The 21,760-nt window shown below is 76.2% G+C and carries 12 protein-coding genes; 9 read left to right on the top strand and 3 right to left on the bottom strand.

Annotated features, from left to right (window positions below):
* Nucleotides 1–115: 115 nt before the first annotated feature.
* Both ACZ42X_RS06035 and ACZ42X_RS06030 read left to right on the top strand, forming a co-directional pair.
* The gene (locus ACZ42X_RS06035; RefSeq protein WP_468284764.1) at nucleotides 116–295 is read left to right on the top strand and encodes a hypothetical protein; all 180 of its coding nucleotides are present in this window, start codon (nucleotides 116–118) and stop codon (nucleotides 293–295) included.
* A gap of 209 nt (nucleotides 296–504) precedes the next feature.
* Nucleotides 505–954, top strand: a complete 450-nt coding sequence (locus ACZ42X_RS06030) for a hypothetical protein (RefSeq protein WP_468284762.1) — start codon at nucleotides 505–507, stop codon at nucleotides 952–954.
* A gap of 239 nt (nucleotides 955–1,193) precedes the next feature.
* Here the strand turns inward: ACZ42X_RS06030 and ACZ42X_RS06025 are convergent, their stop codons facing one another.
* The 3 genes from ACZ42X_RS06025 to ACZ42X_RS06015 are packed head-to-tail and all read right to left on the bottom strand — an operon-like array spanning nucleotide 1,194 to nucleotide 3,459.
* Complete coding sequence (locus ACZ42X_RS06025) at nucleotides 1,194–1,886, bottom strand: 4'-phosphopantetheinyl transferase family protein (protein WP_468284760.1); 693 nt, start codon at nucleotides 1,884–1,886, stop codon at nucleotides 1,194–1,196.
* A complete protein-coding gene (locus tag ACZ42X_RS06020) occupies nucleotides 1,883–2,716 on the bottom strand; it encodes a metallophosphoesterase family protein (RefSeq protein ID WP_468284758.1) in 834 nt (277 codons plus the stop codon). Before ACZ42X_RS06020 ends, ACZ42X_RS06025 begins: the two co-directional genes overlap by 4 nt.
* A complete protein-coding gene (locus ACZ42X_RS06015) occupies nucleotides 2,716–3,459 on the bottom strand; it encodes a thioesterase II family protein (RefSeq protein WP_468284756.1) in 744 nt (247 codons plus the stop codon). The genes ACZ42X_RS06020 and ACZ42X_RS06015 overlap by 1 nt, the downstream gene beginning before the upstream one ends.
* Before the next feature lie 220 nt (nucleotides 3,460–3,679).
* Here ACZ42X_RS06015 and ACZ42X_RS06010 point away from each other — a divergent pair, with 220 nt between their 5' ends.
* Genes ACZ42X_RS06010 through ACZ42X_RS05980 form a run of 7 tightly spaced genes read left to right on the top strand, consistent with a single transcriptional unit; the run spans nucleotide 3,680 to nucleotide 21,758 of the window.
* Nucleotides 3,680–5,005 carry an MFS transporter gene (locus ACZ42X_RS06010; RefSeq protein ID WP_468284754.1) on the top strand — a complete coding sequence of 442 codons (1,326 nt, stop codon included), beginning with the start codon at nucleotides 3,680–3,682 and terminating at the stop codon, nucleotides 5,003–5,005.
* Complete coding sequence (locus ACZ42X_RS06005) at nucleotides 5,002–5,199, top strand: MbtH family protein (RefSeq protein ID WP_361419119.1); 198 nt, start codon at nucleotides 5,002–5,004, stop codon at nucleotides 5,197–5,199. Before ACZ42X_RS06010 ends, ACZ42X_RS06005 begins: the two co-directional genes overlap by 4 nt.
* A 5-nt stretch (nucleotides 5,200–5,204) precedes the next feature.
* The gene (locus tag ACZ42X_RS06000; protein ID WP_468284751.1) at nucleotides 5,205–8,675 is read left to right on the top strand and encodes an acyl carrier protein; all 3,471 of its coding nucleotides are present in this window, start codon (nucleotides 5,205–5,207) and stop codon (nucleotides 8,673–8,675) included.
* Nucleotides 8,666–9,802, top strand: a complete 1,137-nt coding sequence (locus ACZ42X_RS05995) for a MupA/Atu3671 family FMN-dependent luciferase-like monooxygenase (protein ID WP_468284749.1) — start codon at nucleotides 8,666–8,668, stop codon at nucleotides 9,800–9,802. Before ACZ42X_RS06000 ends, ACZ42X_RS05995 begins: the two co-directional genes overlap by 10 nt.
* Nucleotides 9,803–14,371 (top strand): amino acid adenylation domain-containing protein, encoded by a 4,569-nt coding sequence (locus ACZ42X_RS05990; RefSeq protein WP_468284747.1) that lies wholly within the window; start codon nucleotides 9,803–9,805, stop codon nucleotides 14,369–14,371. It abuts the gene before it with no gap.
* A complete protein-coding gene (locus tag ACZ42X_RS05985; protein ID WP_468284745.1) occupies nucleotides 14,368–18,234 on the top strand; it encodes an amino acid adenylation domain-containing protein in 3,867 nt (1,288 codons plus the stop codon). Before ACZ42X_RS05990 ends, ACZ42X_RS05985 begins: the two co-directional genes overlap by 4 nt.
* Nucleotides 18,231–21,758 carry a non-ribosomal peptide synthetase gene (locus ACZ42X_RS05980; protein ID WP_468284743.1) on the top strand — a complete coding sequence of 1,176 codons (3,528 nt, stop codon included), beginning with the start codon at nucleotides 18,231–18,233 and terminating at the stop codon, nucleotides 21,756–21,758. Before ACZ42X_RS05985 ends, ACZ42X_RS05980 begins: the two co-directional genes overlap by 4 nt.
* The last annotated feature ends 2 nt before the right edge of the window (nucleotides 21,759–21,760 follow it).

Raw genomic sequence — 21,760 nt, 5'->3', positions numbered from 1 at the left:
CCAGCGCCGGCCACCTAAAGGCACTCGTACGTGACCCGCGAGCGTTGGCCTCCCTGGCGAGGACAATACTGAGCAGGGCGCGAGGGCTGGGGGCACCGGTGGATTCCGGGAAGCCATGTGGTGCGTCTGGTCGCCGGCCGACGGCTGGCACTGCGAGATCGCTGACGGCCTCATCACCGCCCATCCGCTCAACAGCCACGCTGACGAACCCGAACCCCCGGCCACCGTCTGGCGCAGCTTCAAGGACGACCGCTCCTGCCTTTACGACCTCCAGCCCCTCGGCCCCGCAGCATGATCCGCCGGACACGGCCTAGTCCCCGTCCCATCGCCTGCTCGACCCTCCGGTTGTTCAGCTCCTCGTGGCCGTCGATGCAGCCCGGGAACGCCCGCGTTCAGCCAGGCCGTGATGCAGGTGTGCCGTGGGTCGTACGGCCACCCTCCAGCAGGTCGCCGGCTCGGCCCGGTACGTGAAGTGATCCAGCGCCGAGGAAGGACGATTCCCACATGACGCACGACGACGACCCGACCACCTTCCTGTTCTACGCGCCGGAGCGGGAGCCCCATGCCTGGGGGCTGGAACTAGCCGGCCTGGGCGAAGCTCTTAGGGAGGCGTTCCACGAGGCCCGTTACAAGGTCCGCCAGGACCGCACGCATCAGGGCGAGCCGTACCTCTCCTTCTGGGCGGTCACCGAGGACGGCACCGAGTACGACGGTGCGGCCACGGTCCACGGGCGTGACTGCGTGATGCTCGCGGACACGACAGCGGGTGCGGCGGCTCCCTTCCTGGTCTGGCTGCGGGACGGATACCTACCCGCCCGCAATCTCATCCGCTTCAGCAGTGAGCCGGCCGTGGAGCGGGGCATCGAGTCGGACTGGCGACTTCCGGCCGACGGGGACGCGGAGCGGGTGGCCGATGAACTCCGGCACCATCTGGCGGTGGTGAAGGGGACCTGAGTCAGGCGGCTGCGCCGGTGTCGTGACGGCAGTCCGCGCATTCCGAGGGAAGCGGTGGCGGCTGAGGTGGCTGAGCCGGTACTCCACGAACCGCGCCGGGTGATGGATCGGCACGGGCTCGGACGGCAGGCCCGCCGCGGGGTACGGGTGATCTGCGCGGGCGTTACTGAGCGGGCGGGCCAGTGTGATCAGCGGGAGCGCGTGTCCAAAGGTGGACACCAAGTCCGTGAAGGGCTCCTTCAAGAAGACGTGGCGGGTCCTGGTGTCGGTGTGTGCGTCGACGTGTAGTGGCTGGAAGTGATCGTCGCCGCCGTCACCAGCAGCCCCTCCCGGCACAGCCACGTCCCCGTCAGCGTCGGGAACGGCGACGGGACCAGGATGCGGGCCGTGAAGGTGGAGGTGGTCGGGTGCAGGGTCAGGGTGGCCTCGTGGAAGTCGAGCCAGCGGTGGGTCAGGGGGTACCAGACCTTGTAGACCGTCTCCTTGGCGCTGAAGAGGAGGCGGTCCCACTGGACCTCGGGGTGGCGTGAGGCCAGGGAGGTCAGGTGGCGGCGTTCCTCGGGGAGGGTGACCAGGTCGAGGACGCCGTCGGCGGGGAGCGGGAGGTTTGGTTCCGCGTCGATGCCGAGGGCCGTGAGGGCGTCGGCGCGGGTCACCGCGGCCGCGCGGTAGCCGGCGCAGTGGGTGATCGAGCCGATGAAGCCCGACGGCCACTGGGGGGCGCCCTTGGGGTCGCGGAGGAGCGGGGCCGGCGGGGCGCCGAGTTTGGCGAGGGCCTCGCGGGCGCAGCGGCGGGTGGTGGCGAACTCGCGGCGGCGTGGCTCGACGGCGTTCGCCACCAGGGCCGCCTCTTCCGGGAAGAGGGAGTCGGCGGTGTCGTCGGTGAAGGATTCGACCGCGACGACCGAGGCGGGGAGGAGGGATTCGATCATTCCGGGTGTCCCAGGACGCGTACGGGCCGGTACTCCGCGCCGCCGCGGGGCTTCCACTCGCGGGGGTAGCCGAGCGACACCTCGTGGTGCGGTACGCCGTCCCGGTGGATGAGGCGCGGGATGTGGAGGTGGCCGTAGACCACCGCGGCCGCGCGGTGGCGGACCGGCCAGTCCTCCGTGGCCTCGGTGCCGCACCACAGGGCGAACTCGGGGTAGCGCAGGGCCCGGGTGGGTTCGCGTACGAGGGGGAAGTGGTTGACCAGGACCGTCGGCAGGTCCGGCGAGAGCTGCGCGAGCCGGGCCGCCGTGGCGGTGACGCGGGCGCGGCACCAGGCCTCCCGGCTCGGGTACGGGTCGGGGTGGAGGTAGTACTCGTCGGTGCCGACGATCCCGGCCCGCTCGGCGATCCGCAGGGCCTCCTCCTGGGTGCGGGCGCCCTCGGGGCGGTAGGTGTAGTCGTACAGCAGGAACAGCGGCGCGATCACCGCCGGGCCGCCCTCGCCCTCCCACACCCGGTACGGGTCCTCGGGGGTGGTGACGCCGAGGCTGCGGCACAGTTCGACGAGGTGGAGGTAGCGCTCCTCGCCGCGCAGTTGTACGGCGTCGGAGGGGGTCGTCCACAGTTCGTGGTTGCCGGGGGCCCAGACCACGTGGGCGAACCGGTCGCGGAGCACGCCGAGCGCCCAGGCGACGTCCTCGACCGACTCGCTGACGTCACCGGCCACCAGGAGCCAGTCGTCGTCCGTCTCCGGCCGCAGCTTCTCGACGACCGCCCGGTTCTCGCCGTGCCGTACGTGCAGGTCGCTGACCGCGAGGAGCCTGCCGGCCATCAGACGGCCTCCAGTCGCGTACGGATGATGCCGGCCACCGCGTCGGTGTGGTGGTCGAGGTAGAAGTGGCCGCCCGGCAGGACCCGCAGGTCGCTGCCGGCCGTCGTGTGTTCGCGCCACGCCGCCGCGGCGTCGACCGGGACCACCGGGTCGCTGTCGCCGACCAGGACGGTCAGCGGGGTGCGCAGCGGCGGGCCGGGCTGCCAGGCGTACGAGCGCAGCGCGCGGTAGTCGGCGCGCAGGGGCGGCATGACGAGCTCCATCAGTTCGGGTTCGTCGAGGATCTCCCCGGCGGTGCCTCCGAGCAGGCGGATCCTCGCGAGGATCTTCTCGTCGGTGTCGAGCAGGTCGGTCCCGGTGGCGTGCCGCTCCGGTGCGGACCGACCCGACAGGAACAGGTGCCGGGGGCCGGGCAGTCCGCGGCCGTCCAGGGCGCGGGTGAGTTCGTACGCGACGAGCGCGCCCATGCTGTGGCCGAGGAAGGCGTACGGCCGGCCGTCGTCGCACAGGGGTTTCAGTTGGTCGGCCAGGGCCTCGACCAGGCTGCCGACGTCCTCCAGCGGTGGCTCGTCGCGGCGGTCCTGCCGGCCCGGGTACTGGGCCGCCAGCACGTCGAACTCCGGTGCCAGCCGCCGGCTCAGCGCCAGGTAGGCACCGGCCGCGCCGCCCGCGTGCGGGAAGCAGAACAGCCGTACGCCGCTGCCGGGCGTCGTCGCGAACCGCCGGAACCAGTCACTGGCCATGTGCTTTTCCCCGTTTCCCCGATGGCTGGCCCTCACATTACCGAGGCCGCCGCCGTTCCTCCGGCGAACGGTTGATCGAGTCGTTCTCGTGTGCGAAAGTTCGAGCCGCTGAGGAACCGTCAACGGAACCTGATCGGACGTCGGGGTCGTCATGCACAAGTCCTTACGTGTCAAGGGCGGCGCCGAGTCACAAGCTCCCCGTCCCGGTCGCTTCGCAGGGATGGGGGGTTTCTCGGTCATCTGGGCCGGGCAGGTCGTGTCGCTGGTCGGCAACTCCGTGCTCCGGTTCGCCTTCGTCATCGAGGCCTGGTCGGCCGGTGAACGGGCGACCGCCGTCACCCTGCTCTCGCTGTGCGCCCTGCTGCCGCAGGTGGTGCTCAGCCCCGTCGCCGGAGCGCTGATCGACCGGTCCAGCAAGCGGACCGCCCTCCAACTCGCCGACGGCGGCGGACTCGTGGTCGTCGCCGCCCTGTGTGCCGTGCACTTCGCCGGGGGCGGACTGCAGGCCTGGCAGGTGTATCCGGCCGTCGCCCTCCTCGGGGTGAGCGCGGCCTTCCAGTTCCCGGCGATGGCCTCCGCCGTGCCCATGCTGGTGCGTACGGACCAGCTCCAGCGGGCCAACGGCCTGCTGGCGAGCGCCAAGAGCACCGCCGAGGTGGGCGGGCCCGCGCTGGGCGGCGTGCTCGTCGCCCTGTCCGGGGTCGGCGTTGTGCTCGTCGCCGACCTGATCAGTTTCGTCCTCGCGCTCGTCACCATCCGGCTCGTGCGGTTCGCGGGGGACGCGAGGAAGGCGCGCACGGCGGCCACCGGGCGGAAGCGGATCCTCCGGGACGCGGTGGCCGGGCTGCGGCACCTGTTCCGGCAGCCGAGCCTGCGCGATCTGATGCTGACGTTCTGCGTGGTGAACCTGGTGATGGTCTTCGGGTTCGCCGCCGTACAGCCCATGGTGCTCGCCCGCACCGGGAACGAGGCCGCCGCGCTCGCCGCCGTCAACACCGCCATCGGCGTCGGCGGCGTCGCGGGCGGGCTGCTCATGGCCACCTGGGGCGGGCCGCGGGACCGGGGGCGCGGCATGATGCTCGGCATCGTCGGCATGTGCCTGACCTCGCAGGTGGCGATGGCCCTGGCCGACGGGGTCGTGGGCTGGTGCGCGGCCATTTTCGCCGGCGCGCTGCTCATGCCGCTCATCAACGGCGCCATGCACTCCCTCGTGCAGACCAAGGTGGAGCCGGAGTGGCACGGCCGGGTCTTCGGCGCCGTCATGTTCCTGTCGCAGCTCTCCGTGCCGATCGCCACCGGCGTGTCCGGGCCGCTCGCCGACACCGTCTTCGAGCCGCAGGCGGGCGCCGGGACCGGGCTGTTCACGGTGCTCGGGCCGGTCCTCGGGGACGGGCCCGGCAGCGGCATGGCGGGGATGCTGCTCATCGCCGGGCTGCTGGGCGTCGCCGTGGCCCTGTGGGGGCTCGCGCGGCGCTCCATACGCGAGATCGACGTACTGCTTCCGGACGCCGAGCCCGAGAAGCCGGAGAAGGGGGAAGAGGGATGAGCGACGTACGGACCAATCCGTTCGAGGACGAGGAGGGGCTGTATCTCGTCCTCGTCAACGCCGAGGGGCAGCACTCGCTGTGGCCCGACGGGATCGACGTCCCTGCGGGGTGGACCGTCGCCCTCGGGGCGAGCCCCCGCACGGACGCCCTCGCGTACGTGGAGGAGCACTGGACCGACCTGCGGCCGGTGTGACCGGCATGGAGCGTGTGGAGCGTGTGCACGAGCGGTTCGCGGAGCGGGCGCGCCGCGCCCCGGACGCCGTCGCGCTGATCGACGGTGACGAGCGGCTGACGTACCGGCGGCTCGACGAGGCGGCGGAACGGTTCGCCGGGGCGCTGGCCGACCGCGGGGTGGTGCGGGGCTCGCGCGTGGGCGTGTACCTGGAGCGGTCCGCCGCGATGGTGGTGGCGCTGCTCGGCACGCTCAAGGCGGGCGCCGCGTACGTGATGCTCGACCCGGACTTCCCGGCGGCGCGGCTGCGGGCGATGGCGGCCGACGCGGACGTCGGGGTCGTCGTGGACCGCGACGGCGCCCGGTGGGGGCACGGGCCGTCCGTCGACGTGGCGGCCGAGGGCGGGCCGTACGCCCTCGGCGGCGCGGGTGACGGGGGCGACGCGGCGTGCGTGATGTTCACCTCCGGGTCCACCGGGCGGCCCAAGGGCATCGTCGCCTCCCACCACGCCGTCACCGCCACGCTGACCGGGCAGGACTTCGCCTCCTTCGGCCCCGGCGCGGTGTGGTTGCAGTGTGCGCCGGTGTCGTGGGACGCGTTCGCGCTGGAGCTGTGGGGGCCGCTGCTGGGCGGCGGGACCTGCGTGCTGCATCCCGGCCAGCGGCCGGACCCGGTGGTGATGGGGCGGCTCGTCGCCGAGCACGGCGTCACGTCCGCGTACCTGTCCGCCGGGCTGTTCAACGTGATCGTGGACGAGTATCCGCGCGCGGTGGAGGGCGTACGCGAACTCGTCGTCGGCGGCGAGGCGCTGTCGGCGGCGCACGTGGCGCGGGCGCTGGAGCGGTGGCCCGGGCTGCGGATCAGCAACGGCTACGGGCCCGTGGAGGGCATGGTCTTCCTCACCACCCACCGCGTCGAGCGCGCCGATGTGCGGGACGGTGTGACGTCCGTGCCCATCGGGCGGCCGCTGGCCGGCAAGCGGGTGTACGTCCTCGACGAGCGGCTGCGGCCCGTTCCGGACGGGGCCGTCGGCGAGCTGTACGCCGCCGGGGCCGGGCTCGCGCTCGGGTACGCCGGTCAGGCCGGGGCGAGTGCGGAGCGGTTCGTCGCCGATCCGTACGGGCCGCCGGGCGGCCGGATGTACCGCACCGGGGACCTGGTGCGGCGGCGGGCGGCGGACGGTGCGCTGGAGTTCGTGGGGCGGGCCGACGCGCAGGTCAAGATACGCGGCTTCCGCGTGGAGCCCGGTGAGGTCGAGGCCGTCCTGGGGAGCCACCCGGGCGTCCGCCGGGTCGCGGTCGTGGCCCGCGAGGACCACTCCGGGGCGCGGCTGCTGGTGGCGTACGTCGTCGGGCGCGACGGCTGCGACGGGCCGGAGCTGGAGGCCGGGCTGCGCGCGTACGCGAAGAGCGTGCTGGCCGACCACCTGGTGCCGGGGGCGTTCGTGACGCTGGACGCGCTGCCGCTGACGGGGAACGGCAAGCTGGACCGGGCCGCCCTGCCCGCGCCGGGGGCCGTGGCGGGAGGCCGGGGGTGGGCGCCCGGTGACGCGCGCGAGGCGGCGCTGTGCGGGCTGTTCGCCGAGGTGCTGGGCGTGGAGTCGGTCGGCGCCGACGACGACTTCTTCGCACTCGGCGGGCACTCGCTGCTCGTGGCCCGGCTGCTGGGGCGCATCCACGCGGAGCTGGGCGCCGAGGTCAACGTACGGACGCTGTTCGAGGCACCGACGCCGGCGGCGCTGGCGCCCCGGCTGGCGGCCGTCTCCCCCGTGGAACCGGGCGCCCCGGATGACGGCACGTCGGTGTCGTACGCCGAGCGCAGGCTGTGGTTCCTGGACCGGCTCGACGCGGGCGTCGCGTACAACATGCCCATGCTGGCCCGGCTGCGTGGGCCCGTGGACCCCGGCGCGCTGGGCGCCGCGCTCGGCGAGGTCGTCGCGCGGCACGAGGCGCTGCGGACGGTGTTCGACGCGGTGGACGGCGAGCCGGTGCGGGTCGTGCTGACGGGGGACGCGGCCCGGCCGCCGTACAGGCACGTGGTCGTGGGCGGCGAGGAGCTGGAGCGGCGGATCCGCGAGGAGGCGCGGCACCGGTTCGACCTGAGCGCCGAACTCCCCGTGCGCGGCGTGCTGTTCACCGTGCGGGAGCGGCCCGGCGAACACGCGCTGCTCCTGGTCCTGCACCACATCGCGGCGGACGGCTGGTCGCTGCCGCCCCTCTTCCGCGATCTGTCGCGGGCGTACGCGGGTACGGCGCTGCCCGCCCTGCCGGTCGGGTACGCCGAGCACGCGCGGCGCCGGCGGGAGCGGCTGGTGGAGCTGCGCGATCCGCAGCTGGCGTACTGGGAGAAGGCGTTGGCGGGCGTACGGCCGCCGGAGCTGCCGTGGCGCGGCCGGAGCGCCGTGGAGCGTGACGCCGGCACCGTCGTACGGAGCCTGGACGGCGAGGCGCACCGGCGGCTGGTGGAGCTGGCCCGCGCGCACGGGGCCACGCTCTTCATGGTGCTGCACGCGGCGCTGGCCGCCGTGCTCGCCCGGGCGGGCGCGGGCGAGGACACCGCGGTCGCCGCGCCGGTCGCGGGGCGCGGGAACGACGGGACCGTCGACGACGTCGTCGGCTTCTTCGTCAACCTGCTGGTCCTGCGGGCCGACGCGTCTGGCGACCCGACGGTACGGGAGCTGCTGGCGCGCGTCCGGGACACGGACCTGTCGGCGCTCGCGCACCAGGACGTGCCGTTCGAGGAGGTCGTCGATGCGCTGAACCCGGCGCGGCGGCCCGGGCGGCAGCCGTTCACGGACGTGGTCCTGGCCCTCCAGAACAACGCCCGCGCGGAGGTGGACCTGCCGGGCGTCGAGGCCTCGGTGGAGGTCGTCCGCACGGGCGCGGCGCGCTTCGAGCTGCTGGTCGACGTGACCGACCGCTACGGGGTGGGTGGTGCGCCCCAGGGCGTGGACCTCACGCTGGAGTACCGCACGGCCGCGCTGGACCGTGCGGTGGTGGAGTGGCTCGCCGACGCCCTGGTGGGGGTGTTGGGCGCCGCGGCCGCGGACCCCGACGTGCGGCTCTCGCAGCTGGACCTCGGCGAGCCGCCCCGTGCCGCGGCCGCCGGGCCCGAACGGCCCGTCCCGGCGCCCGCGCCGCACCCTGCTCCCGACGCCGCGCTCGCGCGGCGGGTGGCGGCGGTGTGGCGGGGCGTCCTCGGGGTCGAGGAGGTCGGTCCGCACGACGACTTCTTCCTGCTGGGCGGCAACTCCCTGCGCGCGGTGCGCGTCGCCGCGCGCCTGACGAACGAGGGGCTCGGCGGCGGGGCCGTCACCGCGGCTCAGGTCTTCGAGACCCCCACGGTGGCCGGGCTGGCCGCCGCCCTGGAGGCCGCGGCGGGCCGCGAGCGCCCCGCCGACGCGCCCATCCCCCGCCGGGCCCGGGTGCCCCGGCAGCGGAGACCCGAGCCCGAGCAGGAGCAGGACCGGCAGGGGGGCGAGCGGTCGTGGACCTGAGCGTGATGTTCTTCGGCGCGGATGCGGACGCGGACGCGGCGGCGGGTGGGGCGGACGCGCCGGCGAACGGCGCGGGGACGGGAGCAGGGCGCGGGCGGCATGTGGGGGCGTACGACGACATCCTCGCCATCGCCCGCGCCGCCGACCGGCTCGGGTTCCACGCCGTGTGGACGCCCGAGCGGCACTTCCAGCAGGTCGGGCAGGTGTTCCCCAGTCCGCCCGTCCTCAGTGCCGCGCTCGCCGTCGCCACCGAGCGGATCGGGATCCGGGCCGGGAGCGTCGTCCTGCCGCTGCACCACCCGCTGCGGGTGGTCGAGGACTGGGCGGTGGTCGACAACCTGTCGCGCGGGCGCGTCGGGCTGTCCGTCGCCACCGGGTGGCACTCCGCCGACTTCGTCGTCTCCCCCGGCGCGTACGCCGACCGGCGGGAGCGCATGCTGCGGGACGTACCGCTGCTGCGGCGGCTGTGGGCCGGGGAGGCGGTGGAGTTCGAGGACGGCGCCGGCGAGGCGGTGGCCGTGCGGCCCACGCCCGCGCCCGTGCAGGATGCGTTGCCCCTGTGGCTGACCACCTCCGGAAGCCCGGAGACCTGGGAGACGGCCGGGCGGCTGCGGGCCGGGGTGCTGGGGGCGACCGTGGGTCAGAGCCGGGACGAGCTGGCCGGGAAGATCGCCCGCTACCGGGCGGCCTTCACCGCCGCGCCCGGGCAGGACGGGGCCGGGGGCGCAGCCGGGCAGGGCGGGAGCGGGGCCGGGTCGCGTGGGCGCGTCACGCTCATGGCGCACACCTTCGTCGGGGAGGACGACGCGCACGTACGGCGGCTGGTGGCGGCGCCGCTGACCGCGTACCTGCGCTCGTACGTGCGGCAGACCTCCGCCAACCGCTCCGCCGACCGGCGCACCGCCGGGCTCACGGACGAACAGACGGCGCTGATGGCCGAGTTCGCCTTCCGCCGCTATCTCACGTGGGGCTCCCTGCTCGGCTCCGCCGAGACCTGCCGCACGATGCTCGCCGACCTGCGCGAGCTGGGCGTCGACGAGGTCGCCTGCTTCATCGACTTCGGCCTCGGCCGGGACGAGGTGCTGGCCGGGCTGCACCGGCTGGCGGAACTCCAGGAGGAGCTCTAGATGGTGTCGACGGCTGACCGCTTCCGCGCGCTCGGCTCCGCGCAGCGCGTAGGGCTCATGCGGCGCCTGGTGGAGTCGGGCCGGGCCGGGTCCGTGCCCGCCGTCGTACCGGTCCGGGACGGGGACGGTGGCGCGCCCGTGCGGCTCGGTCCCGCGCAGGAGGACCTGTGGGTGTACGACTCGCTGTACCCGGGGACCCCGGCGCTGAACCTGTGCTCGGCGTACCACTTCGACGGGCCGGTCGACCCCGCGCACCTGGCGGCGGCGCTCACGCTGGTGCGGCGGCACCACGACATCCTGCGGGCGCGGATCCGGGGCCGGGCCGGGGACCTGTGGCTGGAGTTCCCGGACGAGGGGCCCTTCGTGCTGGAGCGGGAGGATCTGCGGGGGACGGGGCGCGACATCGCGCAGGCGCTGGAGGCGTTCCGGCGGCGGCCGTTCGACCTGGCGGGCGACCGGCTGATGCGGGCGCGGTTCGTCACGGTCGACGACCGGCGGTCCACGCTGATGCTGAGCCTGCACCACATCATCACCGACTGGTGGTCCTTCGACGTGCTGCAGACCGAGTTCGCGGAGGCGTACCGGGCGGTGCGGGACGGGACCGCGCCCCGGCTGACGCGTCCGGCCGTGCAGTATGCCGACTTCGCCGCCTGGCAGGGCGAACTGGAGGCCGCCGGGGTCTTCGAGGCGCGGCTCGGCTTCTGGCGGCGCTACCTCGCCGAGCCGCCGGGGGCGCTGACCGTGCCCGGTACGCCGGCCGGGGCCGGCCCCGGGATCGCGCAGGTGCCGTTCCGCATCGGGCCGGAGACGGCGGACGCGGTACGGGCGCTGGCGCGGGAGCGGGGCGCGTCGGTGTACGTGGTGCTGATGGCGGCCTTCGCGGTGCTCGCGCACCGGCTGTCGGGCGCCGGGGACCTGGTGCTGGGCACGCCGACCGCGAACCGGGCCGCCAAGGACCTGGAGCGGGTCATCGGATACGTCATGAACGCCGTGCCCACGCGGTGGCGGATCGGGCCGCGGGACTCCTTCGGGGAGGTGCTGGGCCGGTTCGCGGCCGACTTCCCGGAGCTGATGGCCAACGCCGACGTGCCGGTGGGGCGGATCGTCTCGGCGGTGGCGCCGGAGCGGGACGCGGGGCGCTCGCCGCTGTTCCAGTGGGTGTTCATGCACCTGGCGCAGCAGCGCAGTGTGCGGGCGCTGAGCGAGTTCGCCGTACCGGAGCGCATCCACACGGGCGGTGAGCACGATCTGGTCGGCATCGTCCGGGACGCCGCCGACCCGGCCGAGGGCATGACGGGCAGCTTCGAGGTGCGGACCGAGCTGTTCGCGATGGAGGCGGTGGCGCGGTGGGCCGAGGCGTACGTGGAGCTGCTGCGGCGGGTCACGGCGGCGCCGGACGCGCCGGTACGCGACCACGAGCTGGTGCCGGCGGCGGAGCGGGCGCGGCTGCTGGCCGCCTCGGCGGGCCAGGCGGGGCCGGAGCCGGTCTCGCTGCCGGAGCTGGTGGCGCGGCAGGCGGCGCGTACGCCCGATGCCACGGCGCTGGCCTGCGGCGACGTCGCGCTGACGTACGCCGGACTCGCCGACCGGGTGGACCGGCTGGCCGGGCTGCTTGCGGCGCGCGGCGCCGGGCCCGGGCGGCTCGTGGCGCTGGCGCTGGGGCGGACGCCCGCGATGGTGGTGGCCGCGCTGGCGGTGCAGCGGGCCGGGTCGGCGTATCTGCCGGTCGACCTCGACTATCCGGCCGCGCACGTGCGGTACGTGCTGGAGGACGCGACGCCGGTGCTCCTGGTGACGGACGGTCAGGACGTCGGCGTGCCCGGTGAGGTGCCGCTGCTCGTCCTGGACGCGGGGGCGTACGGGGCGCACGAGCCGCTTCCCGTCCGGGAGGTGGGCCCGGACGACACCGCGTACGTCATCTACACCTCCGGCACCACCGGGCGGCCCAAGGGGGTCGTCGTCACGCACCGGGGCATCGCCGCGCTGGGGCACAGCTACGCGGAGCGGTTCGGGCTCGGGCCCGGCGACCGGGTGCTCCAACTGGGGTCGCCCGCCTTCGACATCTCGGTCGGTGAGGCGGCGATGGCGTTCGCGGCCGGGGCGACGCTGGTCGTGGCGCCGCCGGGGCCGCTGGTGGGGGCCGCGCTCGGGGACGTACTGGCCCGGGAGCGGATCACCTGCACCCTGCTGCCGCCGTCGGTGCTGGCGACCGTGCCGGAGGGCGCGTACCCGGACCTGCGGGTGATCGCCTCGGGCGCGGAGGCCTGCCCGCCGGACCTGGTGGCCCGCTGGGCCGGCCCCGGAAGCGGGCGGCGGTTCCACAACGCGTACGGGCCCACCGAGTCGACCGTCGGCGCCACCGCGTCGGGCCCGCTGGTGCCGGACGGGCGGACGCCGTCCATCGGGACGCCGGTGGCGGGGACGCGCGCGTACGTCCTCGACGCACGGCTGCGGCCGGTTCCGGCGGGGGTGCGCGGTGAGCTGTACCTGGCGGGTGACGGGCTGGCGCGCGGCTACCTGGGGCGGCCGGGGCCGACCGCCGAGCGGTTCGTCGCCGACCCGTACGGGCCGCCGGGCGCGCGGATGTACCGGACGGGGGACCTGGCGCGGTGGCGCGAGGACGGGTCGCTGGACTGCCTGGGCCGCGCGGACGACCAGGTGAAGCTGCGCGGCTTCCGGGTGGAGCCGGGCGAGGTGGCGGCCGTGCTCGCGGAGCATCCGGCGGTCGGGCGGGCCGTGGTGGTGGCGCGCGGCGGACGGCTGGTGGCGTACGTGGTGCCGAACGGCTCCCTCGGTGCCGGCGACGTGCTCGCGTACGCGGCCGGGCGGCTGCCCGCGCACATGGTGCCCGCCGATGTGGTGGTGCTCGACGCCCTGCCGGTCGCCGCGAACGGCAAGCTGGACCGGGACGCCCTGCCCGAGCCGGGCGGGGTGGCGGAGGGCGGACGGGCCCCGGCCACCGGGCGCGAGGAGGTGTTGTGCGGGCTGTTCGCGGGCGTCCTGGGCAGGGCGTCGGTCGGCGCGGACGACGACTTCTTCCGGCTCGGCGGCGACAGCATCATGGCGATCCAGCTGGCCGGGCGGGCGCTGACGGAGGCGGGGCTCGCGCTCACGCCCCGGGACGTGTTCACGGCGCGGACCCCGGCGGGGCTGGCGCGGGTCGCGCGGGTGGCCCGGGAGGCCGCTCCGGCACCCGGAGACTCCGGGGACTCCGGGGACTCCGGGGTGGGGCGGCTGCCGCTCACGCCCGTCATGCGGTGGTGGCGCGAGCAGCGCGGTGATCCGGCCGCCTTCACGCAGTCGATGGTCTTCCCCGTACCGGACGGGATGTCGTACGAGCGGGTGACCGCCGCCGTGCAGGGGCTGGTGGACCGGCACGGGGCGCTGCGGATGCGGCTGGTCGAGGGCGGCCCGGGCGCGGGCCCGGACGCGGGCCCGGGCGTGGAGGAGGAGTTGGAGGTCCGGCCCGTCGGGGACGTACGGGTGGAGGTCCTGCGCGCGGTGCCGGAGGACGAGCGGCTGGACCCGGCGCGGGGCGAGATGCTGCGGGCCGTCCTGGACGGTGACCGCTTGCTGCTGACCGTGCACCACCTCGCGGTCGACGGCGTGTCCTGGCGGGTGCTCGGGCCCGAACTGGCCGCCGCGCTGGCGGGGTCCCCGGTCCGGGAGGCGAGCGGTACGTCCTTCCGGCGGTGGGCGCAGCTGCTGCGCGAGGAGTCGGTGCGGCCGGAGCGGGTGGACACCGAAGCGCCCTGGTGGGAGCGGGCGTTGGGGGGCGGCGGCCCGGACGGCCGGATCGCGGGCGGGCGGGGTGCCGGGGCGCCCCGGGCCGGCTTCACCGTGGAGTTCGGCGCCGGGGTGACGGAGGCGGTGCTGGGCGCCGTACCGGCGGCGTTCCACTGCGGTACGGACACGGTGCTGCTGGCCGCGCTGACGGTCGCCGTGGAGCGGTGGCGCGGCGGCGGCTCCGGTGTGCTGGTGCACCTGGAGGGGCACGGGCGCGAGGCGCCGGCGGACGGGGTGGGCGAGGTGGACGTGTCCCGGACCGTCGGCTGGTTCACCACCCAGTACCCGGTACGGCTGGACGCGGGCGGTACGGCGGGGGCGGCGGCTCCCGGCGAGGCGCTGAAGCGCGTCAAGGAGCAGCTGCGCGCGGTGCCGGACGGGGGCCTCGGGTGGGGGCTGCTGCGGTACCTGAACCAGGACACGGCGCCGAAGCTGGCGGCCCTGCCCGTGCCCGACCTCCGCTTCAACTACCTGGGGCGGATGGGCGGATCCGATGTGGCCGGGGGTGAATTGCTGGGCGCGGCGGCCGCGGCGATGCCGCTGGGGCACGCGCTGGAGATCGACGCGGTGGCCCTGGACCGGGGCCTGGTCGCCGGCTGGTCGTACGCGGAAGGCGTCCTGGCCGACGGCGAGGTGCGGCGGCTCGCGGAGCTGTGGCGCGAGGCGGTCGAGGCACTGGTCGCGGAGGCGGCCCGGGAGGGCGCGGGCGGGCACACGGCGTCGGACTTCGACCTGGTGGAGCTGTCGCAGGAGCAGCTGGAGATGCTGGAAGGGGACTGGTGAGCGGGAGTGCGGGCGGGAGCGTGGCCCACGGCGGCCGGCCCGGCCCCACGGCCGACAGCGGGTCTGGCGGCGGGCGGATCGCGGACGTCCTGCCGCTGGCGCCCGCGCAGGAGGGGCTGTACTTCCACGCCGTACGGGACGCCGGGGACGGCGAGCCGGACCCGTACGTGGTGCAGGCGCGTTTCCGGGTCGCCTCCGGCACCCCGGTGCCGGTATGGCAGGCCGTGGCGGCGCTGCTGGAGCGGCACCCGAACCTGAAGGCGGGCTTCCGGCACGAGCGGCTGGCGCAGCCGGTGCAGCTGATCCCGCGCGAGGTGGCGGTCGAGTGGCGGGAGGTCGCCGACGGGGACGTACGGGAGGTGATGGCGGAGGAGCGGGCGCGGCGGTTCGACGTGCGGCGGCCGCCGCTGGTGCGGGGTGCTGTGGTGTCGGACCGACATATTGTCCTGACATTCCATCATCTTCTCCTGGACGGCTGGTCGCTGCCGCTCCTGGAACGCGACCTGGCCGCGCTCTGCACCGGCGAGCCGCTGCCGCCGCCCGTCCCCTACCGGGACTACCTGGCCTGGCTGCGGCGGCAGGACGCCGACGCGGCGCGTGCGGCGTGGCGCAAGGCGCTGACGGGCCTGGAGCGGCCCCGGCTCCTGTCCCCGTCCGGCCCTGCCGACGCGGCCGAGGTCCACGACGTGGAGCTCTCCGCCGCGCTCACGGCCGCGGTGGCGCGGCAGGCCGCCGCGTGCGGGGTCACCGTCAACACCGTCGTCCAGGCCGCCTGGGCGCTGGTCCTGCACCGCATGACCGGCGGCGGCGCGCGTGACGTGGTGTTCGGGGCCGTGGTCTCCGGCCGGCCGCACGACCTGCCGGGCGTGGAGGGGATGGTGGGCCTCTTCGTCAACACGCTGCCGGTACGGGTACGGCTGCGCGACCGCGAGCCGGTGGGCGGGCTGCTGGCCCGCCTCCAGGCCGAGCAGCTGCGCCTCGCGCCGTACCACCACGTGCGGCTCGCGGAGGTGCAGCGGGAGGCGGGGGCCGGGGACCTCTTCGACACGGTGCTGGCGTTCGAGAACTTCCCGCGTTCCGGCGCGGACGGTGCCGCCGCCGTGCGCCTCGTCGAGGCGGTGGACGCCACCCACTACCCGGTGACCGTGGCCGTCGTCGCGGGCGAGCGCATGCTGCTGCGGATCGGCTGCCGCCGGGGCATCGCGCCCGGGGCGGTGGCGGCGCGGCTGGCGCACGCCCTGGAGGAGCTCGCGGGCGACCCGGGCCGCCCAGTGGCCCGGCTGGACGTCCTGCCGCCCGAGGAGCGCGCCGCGCTTCGGGCGGCGGGGGCGGGGCCGGCGCGTCCGCCCGCCGAACCGGCGACGGTGGTGGAGCGGTTCGCGCACCAGGTCTCGCGCGCCCCCGAGGCGGTGGCGCTGCGCGCCCCCGACGGCGCGCTCTCGTACGCCGAGCTGGCGGCCGCCTCGGACGCGCTCGCCGGGCGCCTGGCCGCCTCCGGGGTCCGGCGGGGCGACACCGTGGCGCTGCCGCTGCCGCGCTCGATGGGGCTGGTGGTGGCGCAGTTGGCGGTGGTCAAGGCGGGCGCCGCGTACCTCCCCCTGGACCCGGCCCAGCCGTCCGCCCCTCTGGGCCGGCTCCTCGCCTCCTCGGGGGCGCGCCTCGCCGTGACGGCGGGCCCCACGCCGTGGCTGCCGCGCGAGGTGGCCGAACTCCGCCTCGACGACGCGCAGGGCCTTACCGAGGCCGACGCGCAGGGCTCTCCAGCGGCCGCCGTCGTCCCGCCGGCTCCCGACGACGCCGCCTGCGTCATGTACACCTCGGGCTCCAGCGGCGAGCCGAAGGGCGTCGTCGTCCCCCACCGCGCGATCGCCGAACTCGCCGCCGACCGGCGCTTCGAGGGCGGGGCCCACCGCCGCGTGTTGTTCCACAGCGCGCACACCTTCGACGCCGCCACCTACGAGGTGTGGGTGCCGCTCCTCACCGGCGGGACCGTCGTCCTCGCGCCCCCGGAGCCGGTGACGCCCGGCCTCCTCACGCGGCTGCTGCCCGACGAGGGCGTCACCGCGCTGTGGCTGACCGCCGAGCTGTTCCGCGTGGTCGCCGACGTCGCGCCCGAGGCGCTGTCCGGTCTGCGCGAGGTGTGGGCCGGCGGCGACGTCGTGGCACCGGAGGCCGTACGCCGCGTGCGGGAGGCCTGTCCCGGCACCCGGGTCGTCATCGGGTACGGGCCCACCGAGACCACCGTGTTCGCCACCGCCGGGCCCGACGGCATCGGGCGGCCCCTGGACCGGACCCGTACGTACGTCCTCGACGCCGCCCTGCGCCCCGTCCCCGACGGCACCACCGGCGAGCTGTACGTCGCCGGGGCCGGTCTCGCGCGCGGCTACCTGCACCGGCCCGGGCTCACCGCCGAGCGGTTCGTCGCCGACCCGTACGGGCCGCCCGGCGCCCGCATGTACCGCACGGGGGACCTGGTGCGGCGCCGCCCCGACGGGGTGCTGGAGTTCGAGGGCCGCGCCGACGCGCAGGTCAAGGTGCGGGGCTTCCGCGTCGAGCCCGCGGAGGTCGAGGCGGCGCTGGGGCGCTGCGCCGGGGTCGTCCGCGCGGTCGTCACCGCTCGGGCGGACAGCGGTGGCGGCGGCGGCAAGGTGCTCGCCGCGCACGTCGTCCTCGCGCCGGGCGCCGCGCTGAGCGCCGTACGGCAGGAGGCGGCGCGGGCCCTGCCGCAGCACCTGGTGCCGTCGCTGTGGGCGCGCGTCGACGCCGTACCGCTGACGGCGCACGGCAAAGTGGACCGGGCGGCGCTGCCGGAGCCCGGGGCGCCGGCGGAATCGCGCCGCGCGCCCCGGCCCGGGCGGGAGGCAGCGCTGTGCGCGCTGTTCGCCGAGGTGCTCGGCGTGGACGCGGTCGGTCCCGACGACGACTTCTTCGCGCGCGGCGGCCACTCGCTGCTCGCGCTCCGGCTGGCCTCGCGGATCGAGACGGCGCTCGGCGTCCGCGTCCCCCTCGCCGCGCTGTTCGAGGCCCCGGCCCCGGCCGCGCTCGCCGACCGCCTCGGCCGGGACGCCGACGACGGGTTCGGGCCGCTGGTCACCCTGCGCCCCGGGCGGCCGGACCATACGCCGCTGTTCTGCGTGCACCCGGGCTTCGGCCTCGGCTGGGCCTACACGGCGCTGCTGCCGCACCTCTCCCCCGGCGTCCCGGTCCTCGCCCTCCAGTCCCCGGCCATGCGCGGCGGAACGGACCTGCCCGCCGATCTGGGCGCGATGGCGGAGGGGTACGTCGAGCGGATCCGCGCCGTGCGGCCGCACGGCCCGTACCTCCTCGTCGGGCGTTCCTTCGGCGGGGCGCTCGCCCACGAGATGGCCGTCCGGCTGCGGCGGGCGGGCGAGGAGGTGGGACTGCTGGCGGTGCTGGACGCGATGCCGAAGCCTGCGGCGGCCGGGCCGCTCGACCCGGCGGCCGTCGAGCGGGAGGCGCTGCGGCTGCTGCTGCGCAACAACCAGGTGCCGCCGGGCGCGGGTCCGCTCGTCCGGGCCGAGGTGTTCGCGCGCGTACGCGACGGGGACGGCGTCCTCGCCGGGTTCGACGACGCGCGGCTCGCGGCCGTGGCGGACTCGTTGGTCCACCACATCCGGCTGGCGCGCGCCTGGCGGCCGTCGCCGTACGGCGGGCGGGTGACGCTCTTCTCGGCGACGCGCGCGGCCGAGGCGACGACGGAGGAGAAGGCGGCGGCGTGGCGGCCGTGGGCGGCGGCGCTGGACGTCCACGAACTGGACTGCGCCCACAGCGAGGTGCTGGACGCGGGACCGGCGGCGGCCGTCGCCGCCGTCCTCGACGACGTACTACGGGGGAAGTCATGACGGATCCGGAAGAGCTGGACGAGGTGGAGGAGTACGAGTTCCCGGTCTCGGACGCGCAGAGCCGGCTGCTCGTCCTGGACCAGCTGGACCCGGGCTCCGCGCAGTACAACGTGCCCGCCGCCTTCACCGTGCGCGGCCCCTTCGACGTGGCCGCGTTCCGCCGTGCGCTGGACGCACTGGTGGCGCGGCACGAGGCGCTGCGCACCGTCTTCCGGGTGTCGGAGGGCACGCCCGTGCAGATCGTCGCGTCGGCCGGCCGGGCGGCGGTGCGGGTGGAGACCGGTGTCCCGGCGGGCGAGGCGGACGCGCGGATACGGGCGGAGGCGGCGCGGCCGTTCGACACGGCGGCCGGGCCGCTGCTGCGCGCCACCGTGTACGCGCTGGACGACGGCGCGCACCGGGTGCTGCTCGTCGCCCACCACCTGGTGTGCGACGGCTGGTCGCTCCAGGTGCTCCTGCGGGACCTGTCGGCGGCGTACGAGGCGGAGGTGAAGGGTGTGCCGCCCGGCGCCGGCCCGGACGCGCTGCCCGAACCGCCGCTGCAGTACCCCGACTACGCGGCCTGGCAGCGCGAGCGTATGGAGGGGGGCGCGTACGACCGGGCCGTGGCGCACTGGGCCGAGCAGCTGCGCGGGGCGCCCGGCACGGTGGCGCTGCCGTTGGACCGGCCGCGCGCGGCGGTGCGGTCGGCGGCGGGCGGGAGCGTGCGGTTCCGGATCGGCGCGGCGGTGCGGGAGCGGCTGGCGGCCGTGGCCCGGACGCGGGGGGCCACGCCCTTCATGGGGCTGTTCGCGGTGTACGCGGCGTTCCTGGGGCGGCTTTCGGGGCGCGAGGACCTGGTGATCGGGTTCCCGGTGTCGGGGCGCGACCGGCCCGAGCTCCAGGAGACGGTCGGCATGCTCACCAACACGCTGGCGCTGCGCGTCGACCTGTCCGGCGACCCCTCGTACGGCGAGCTGGTCGCCCGGCTGCGCGAGCGGCTGGTGGCGGGCCGGCCCTACGAGGACGCGCCGTTCGAGGCGGTCGTCGACGCGGTCGCGCCGGCCCGGGAGACCAGCCACGACCCGGTGGTGCAGGTGGTGTTCGCGTACGACGACGACACCGAGCTGTCGGCGGCCCTGGCGGGCGCGGAGGTCACGCGCGCCGAGGTGGAGGTGGAGGCGGCCAAGTTCGACCTGCACCTGCACGTGGAGCGGTGGGGGGAGGAGCTGGCGGCGCAGTTCATCTACCGCGCGGGGCTGTTCGACGCGGCGACGGTACGCGCGTGGGCGCGGTCCTTCGAGACGCTGCTGTCGAGCGCCCTGGCCCGGCCCGACGTGCCGCTGTCCCTGCTGGACGCCGTCCCGGCGGACGAGCGCGCCCGGGTGCTGACGGCGGCCGACCGTACGGCCGAGGCGGCTTCCGTGGACCGCCTGGTGCCGGACCTGGTCGCGGACCGCGCGGCCGAACGCCCGGACGCCACGGCCCTCGTCTGCGGCGAGGTCCGCCTCACCTACCGCGAGCTGCTGGCCCGCGCCGACGCCCTGACCTCCCGGCTCCGCGCCGCGGGCGCCCGCCCCGGCGTCCGCGTCGGCCTGCTGCTGCCGCGCTCGGCGGACATGGCGGTCGCGGCCCTCGCGGTCCTGCGCGCGGGCGCCGCGTACGTCCCCCTGGACCCGGCGAACCCGGACGCCCGCCTGCGCTACATGGCCGGGGACTCGGGCATGTCGCTGCTGCTGGTGGCGGCGGGGACGGCGGACCGTGACCTGGGGGTGCGGGCGCTGCGCGTCGACGAGCCGGGCGGGGAGGCGAGCCCGGGCCAGGGGCCCGAGAGCCCGGGCTCGGGCGGCGCCCGAGGGGCTGGCACCGCGGCGTCGGCGCAAGCCGCCCCCCTCGCGGCGGCCGAAGGCCCGGCCGGGGCGGCTGTGGCGAAGCCACCCGCCGCAGACCCGCCCGCGCCGCCGGGCGAAGCCCGGGCGGCCGACGGGGCCCGGGGGACAACCGGCGGGGCCCGGGGGACGACCGGCGGGGTTCGGGGGACAGCCGGTGAAGCCCCCGCGCCCGGGCCCGCCGACCTCCCGGGCTCGGGGCCGGATGCGGGAACGCCCGCGCCGCCGGGCGAAGCCCGGGCGGCCGCCGGGGCCCGGGGCGAAGCCCCCGCGTCCCCGCCCGGGCCCGACGACCTCGCGTACGTCCTCTACACCTCCGGGTCCACCGGCGTGCCCAAGGGTGTGGCCGTGGCGCACCGGGCGCTGGTGAACCTGGCCGTCGCCGTGCGGCCGGTGTTTCCGGTCACGGCCGAGGACCGGGTGCTGCAGTTCGTGTCGTTCGGGTTCGACGTGGCCGTCTCCGACCTGTTCTTCCCGTGGGTCGCGGGGGCCGAGCTGCACGTCACGCAGGAGCACGAGCGGCTCGGGGACGGGTTGTTCGCCCGGTTGCGGGACAGCGGGATCACCTACGTGTTCCTGCCGCCGTCCGCCGCGATGATGCTGCCCGAGGGGGCGGGGGGCGCGCTGCCCCGGCTGCGGACGCTCGCCGTCGGCGGGGAGGCGTGCCCGGCGGAGCTGGTGGAGCGGCTGGCCGCGCCCGGGCGGCGGATCGTCAACGCGTACGGGCCCAGCGAGGCCACCGTGTACGCCACCACCGCCGAGCTGCGCCCCCGCGAGCCGGTCGTCATCGGGCACGCCGTGCCCGGCGCCCGCACCTACGTGCTGGACGCGCGGCTGCGGCCGGTGCCCGTCGGGGTCACGGGCGAGGTGTACGTGGCCGGGGTCTCGCTGGCGCGCGGCTACATCGGCCGCCCCGGCATGACCGCCGAGCGGTTCGTCGCCGACCCGTACGGTCCGCCCGGCACCCGCATGTACCGCACCGGGGACCTGGGCCGGATCGACGCGCACGGGGTGCTGCACTACCTCGGGCGGAGCGACGCGCAGGTGAAGCTGCGCGGCTTCCGCGTCGAGCTCGGCGAGGTCGAGGCGCTGCTGGCGGGCGTGGACGGGGTGGTGATGGCGGCCGCGGCCGTGCGCGGTGACCGGCTGGTGGCGTACGTCGTCGGGGACGCGCCCGACGAGGCGCTGCGCGCCCGGCTGGCGGAGCGGCTGCCCGGCTACATGGTGCCCGAGGTCTTCGTGCGCCTGGACGGGCTGCCGCTGAACCGCTCCGGCAAGATCGACCGCGCCGCCCTGCCCGAACCCCCGGCCGAGCGGCCGCCGTTGGCGGAGTCGTACGCCGCGCCGGGCGGCGACACCGAGCGCCGCGTCGCGGAGGTGTGGGCGCGGGTGCTGACGCTCGACCGGGTGGGCGTGCACGACAACTTCTTCGAACTGGGCGGCAATTCGGTGCGGCTGCTGGCCGTCCTGGCGGCCCTGCGCCGCGCCGGCTACGGCGAGGACGCGCTGACCCTCGTCGACCTCTTCCGGCACCCGACGGTCGCCGCGCTCGCCGCGCACCTGGACGGCGGCGCACCGCCGGCCCGCGGGACGTCCGCGCGGCGGGACCGCGCCGCCACCGCACGAAGGCTCCGCAGCAACCGGAAAGGCCACTGAAC

The sequence above is a fragment of the Streptomyces sp. NPDC030862 genome (genome assembly GCF_055571835.1).
This window is presented reverse-complemented; position numbering and strand designations above follow the sequence as displayed.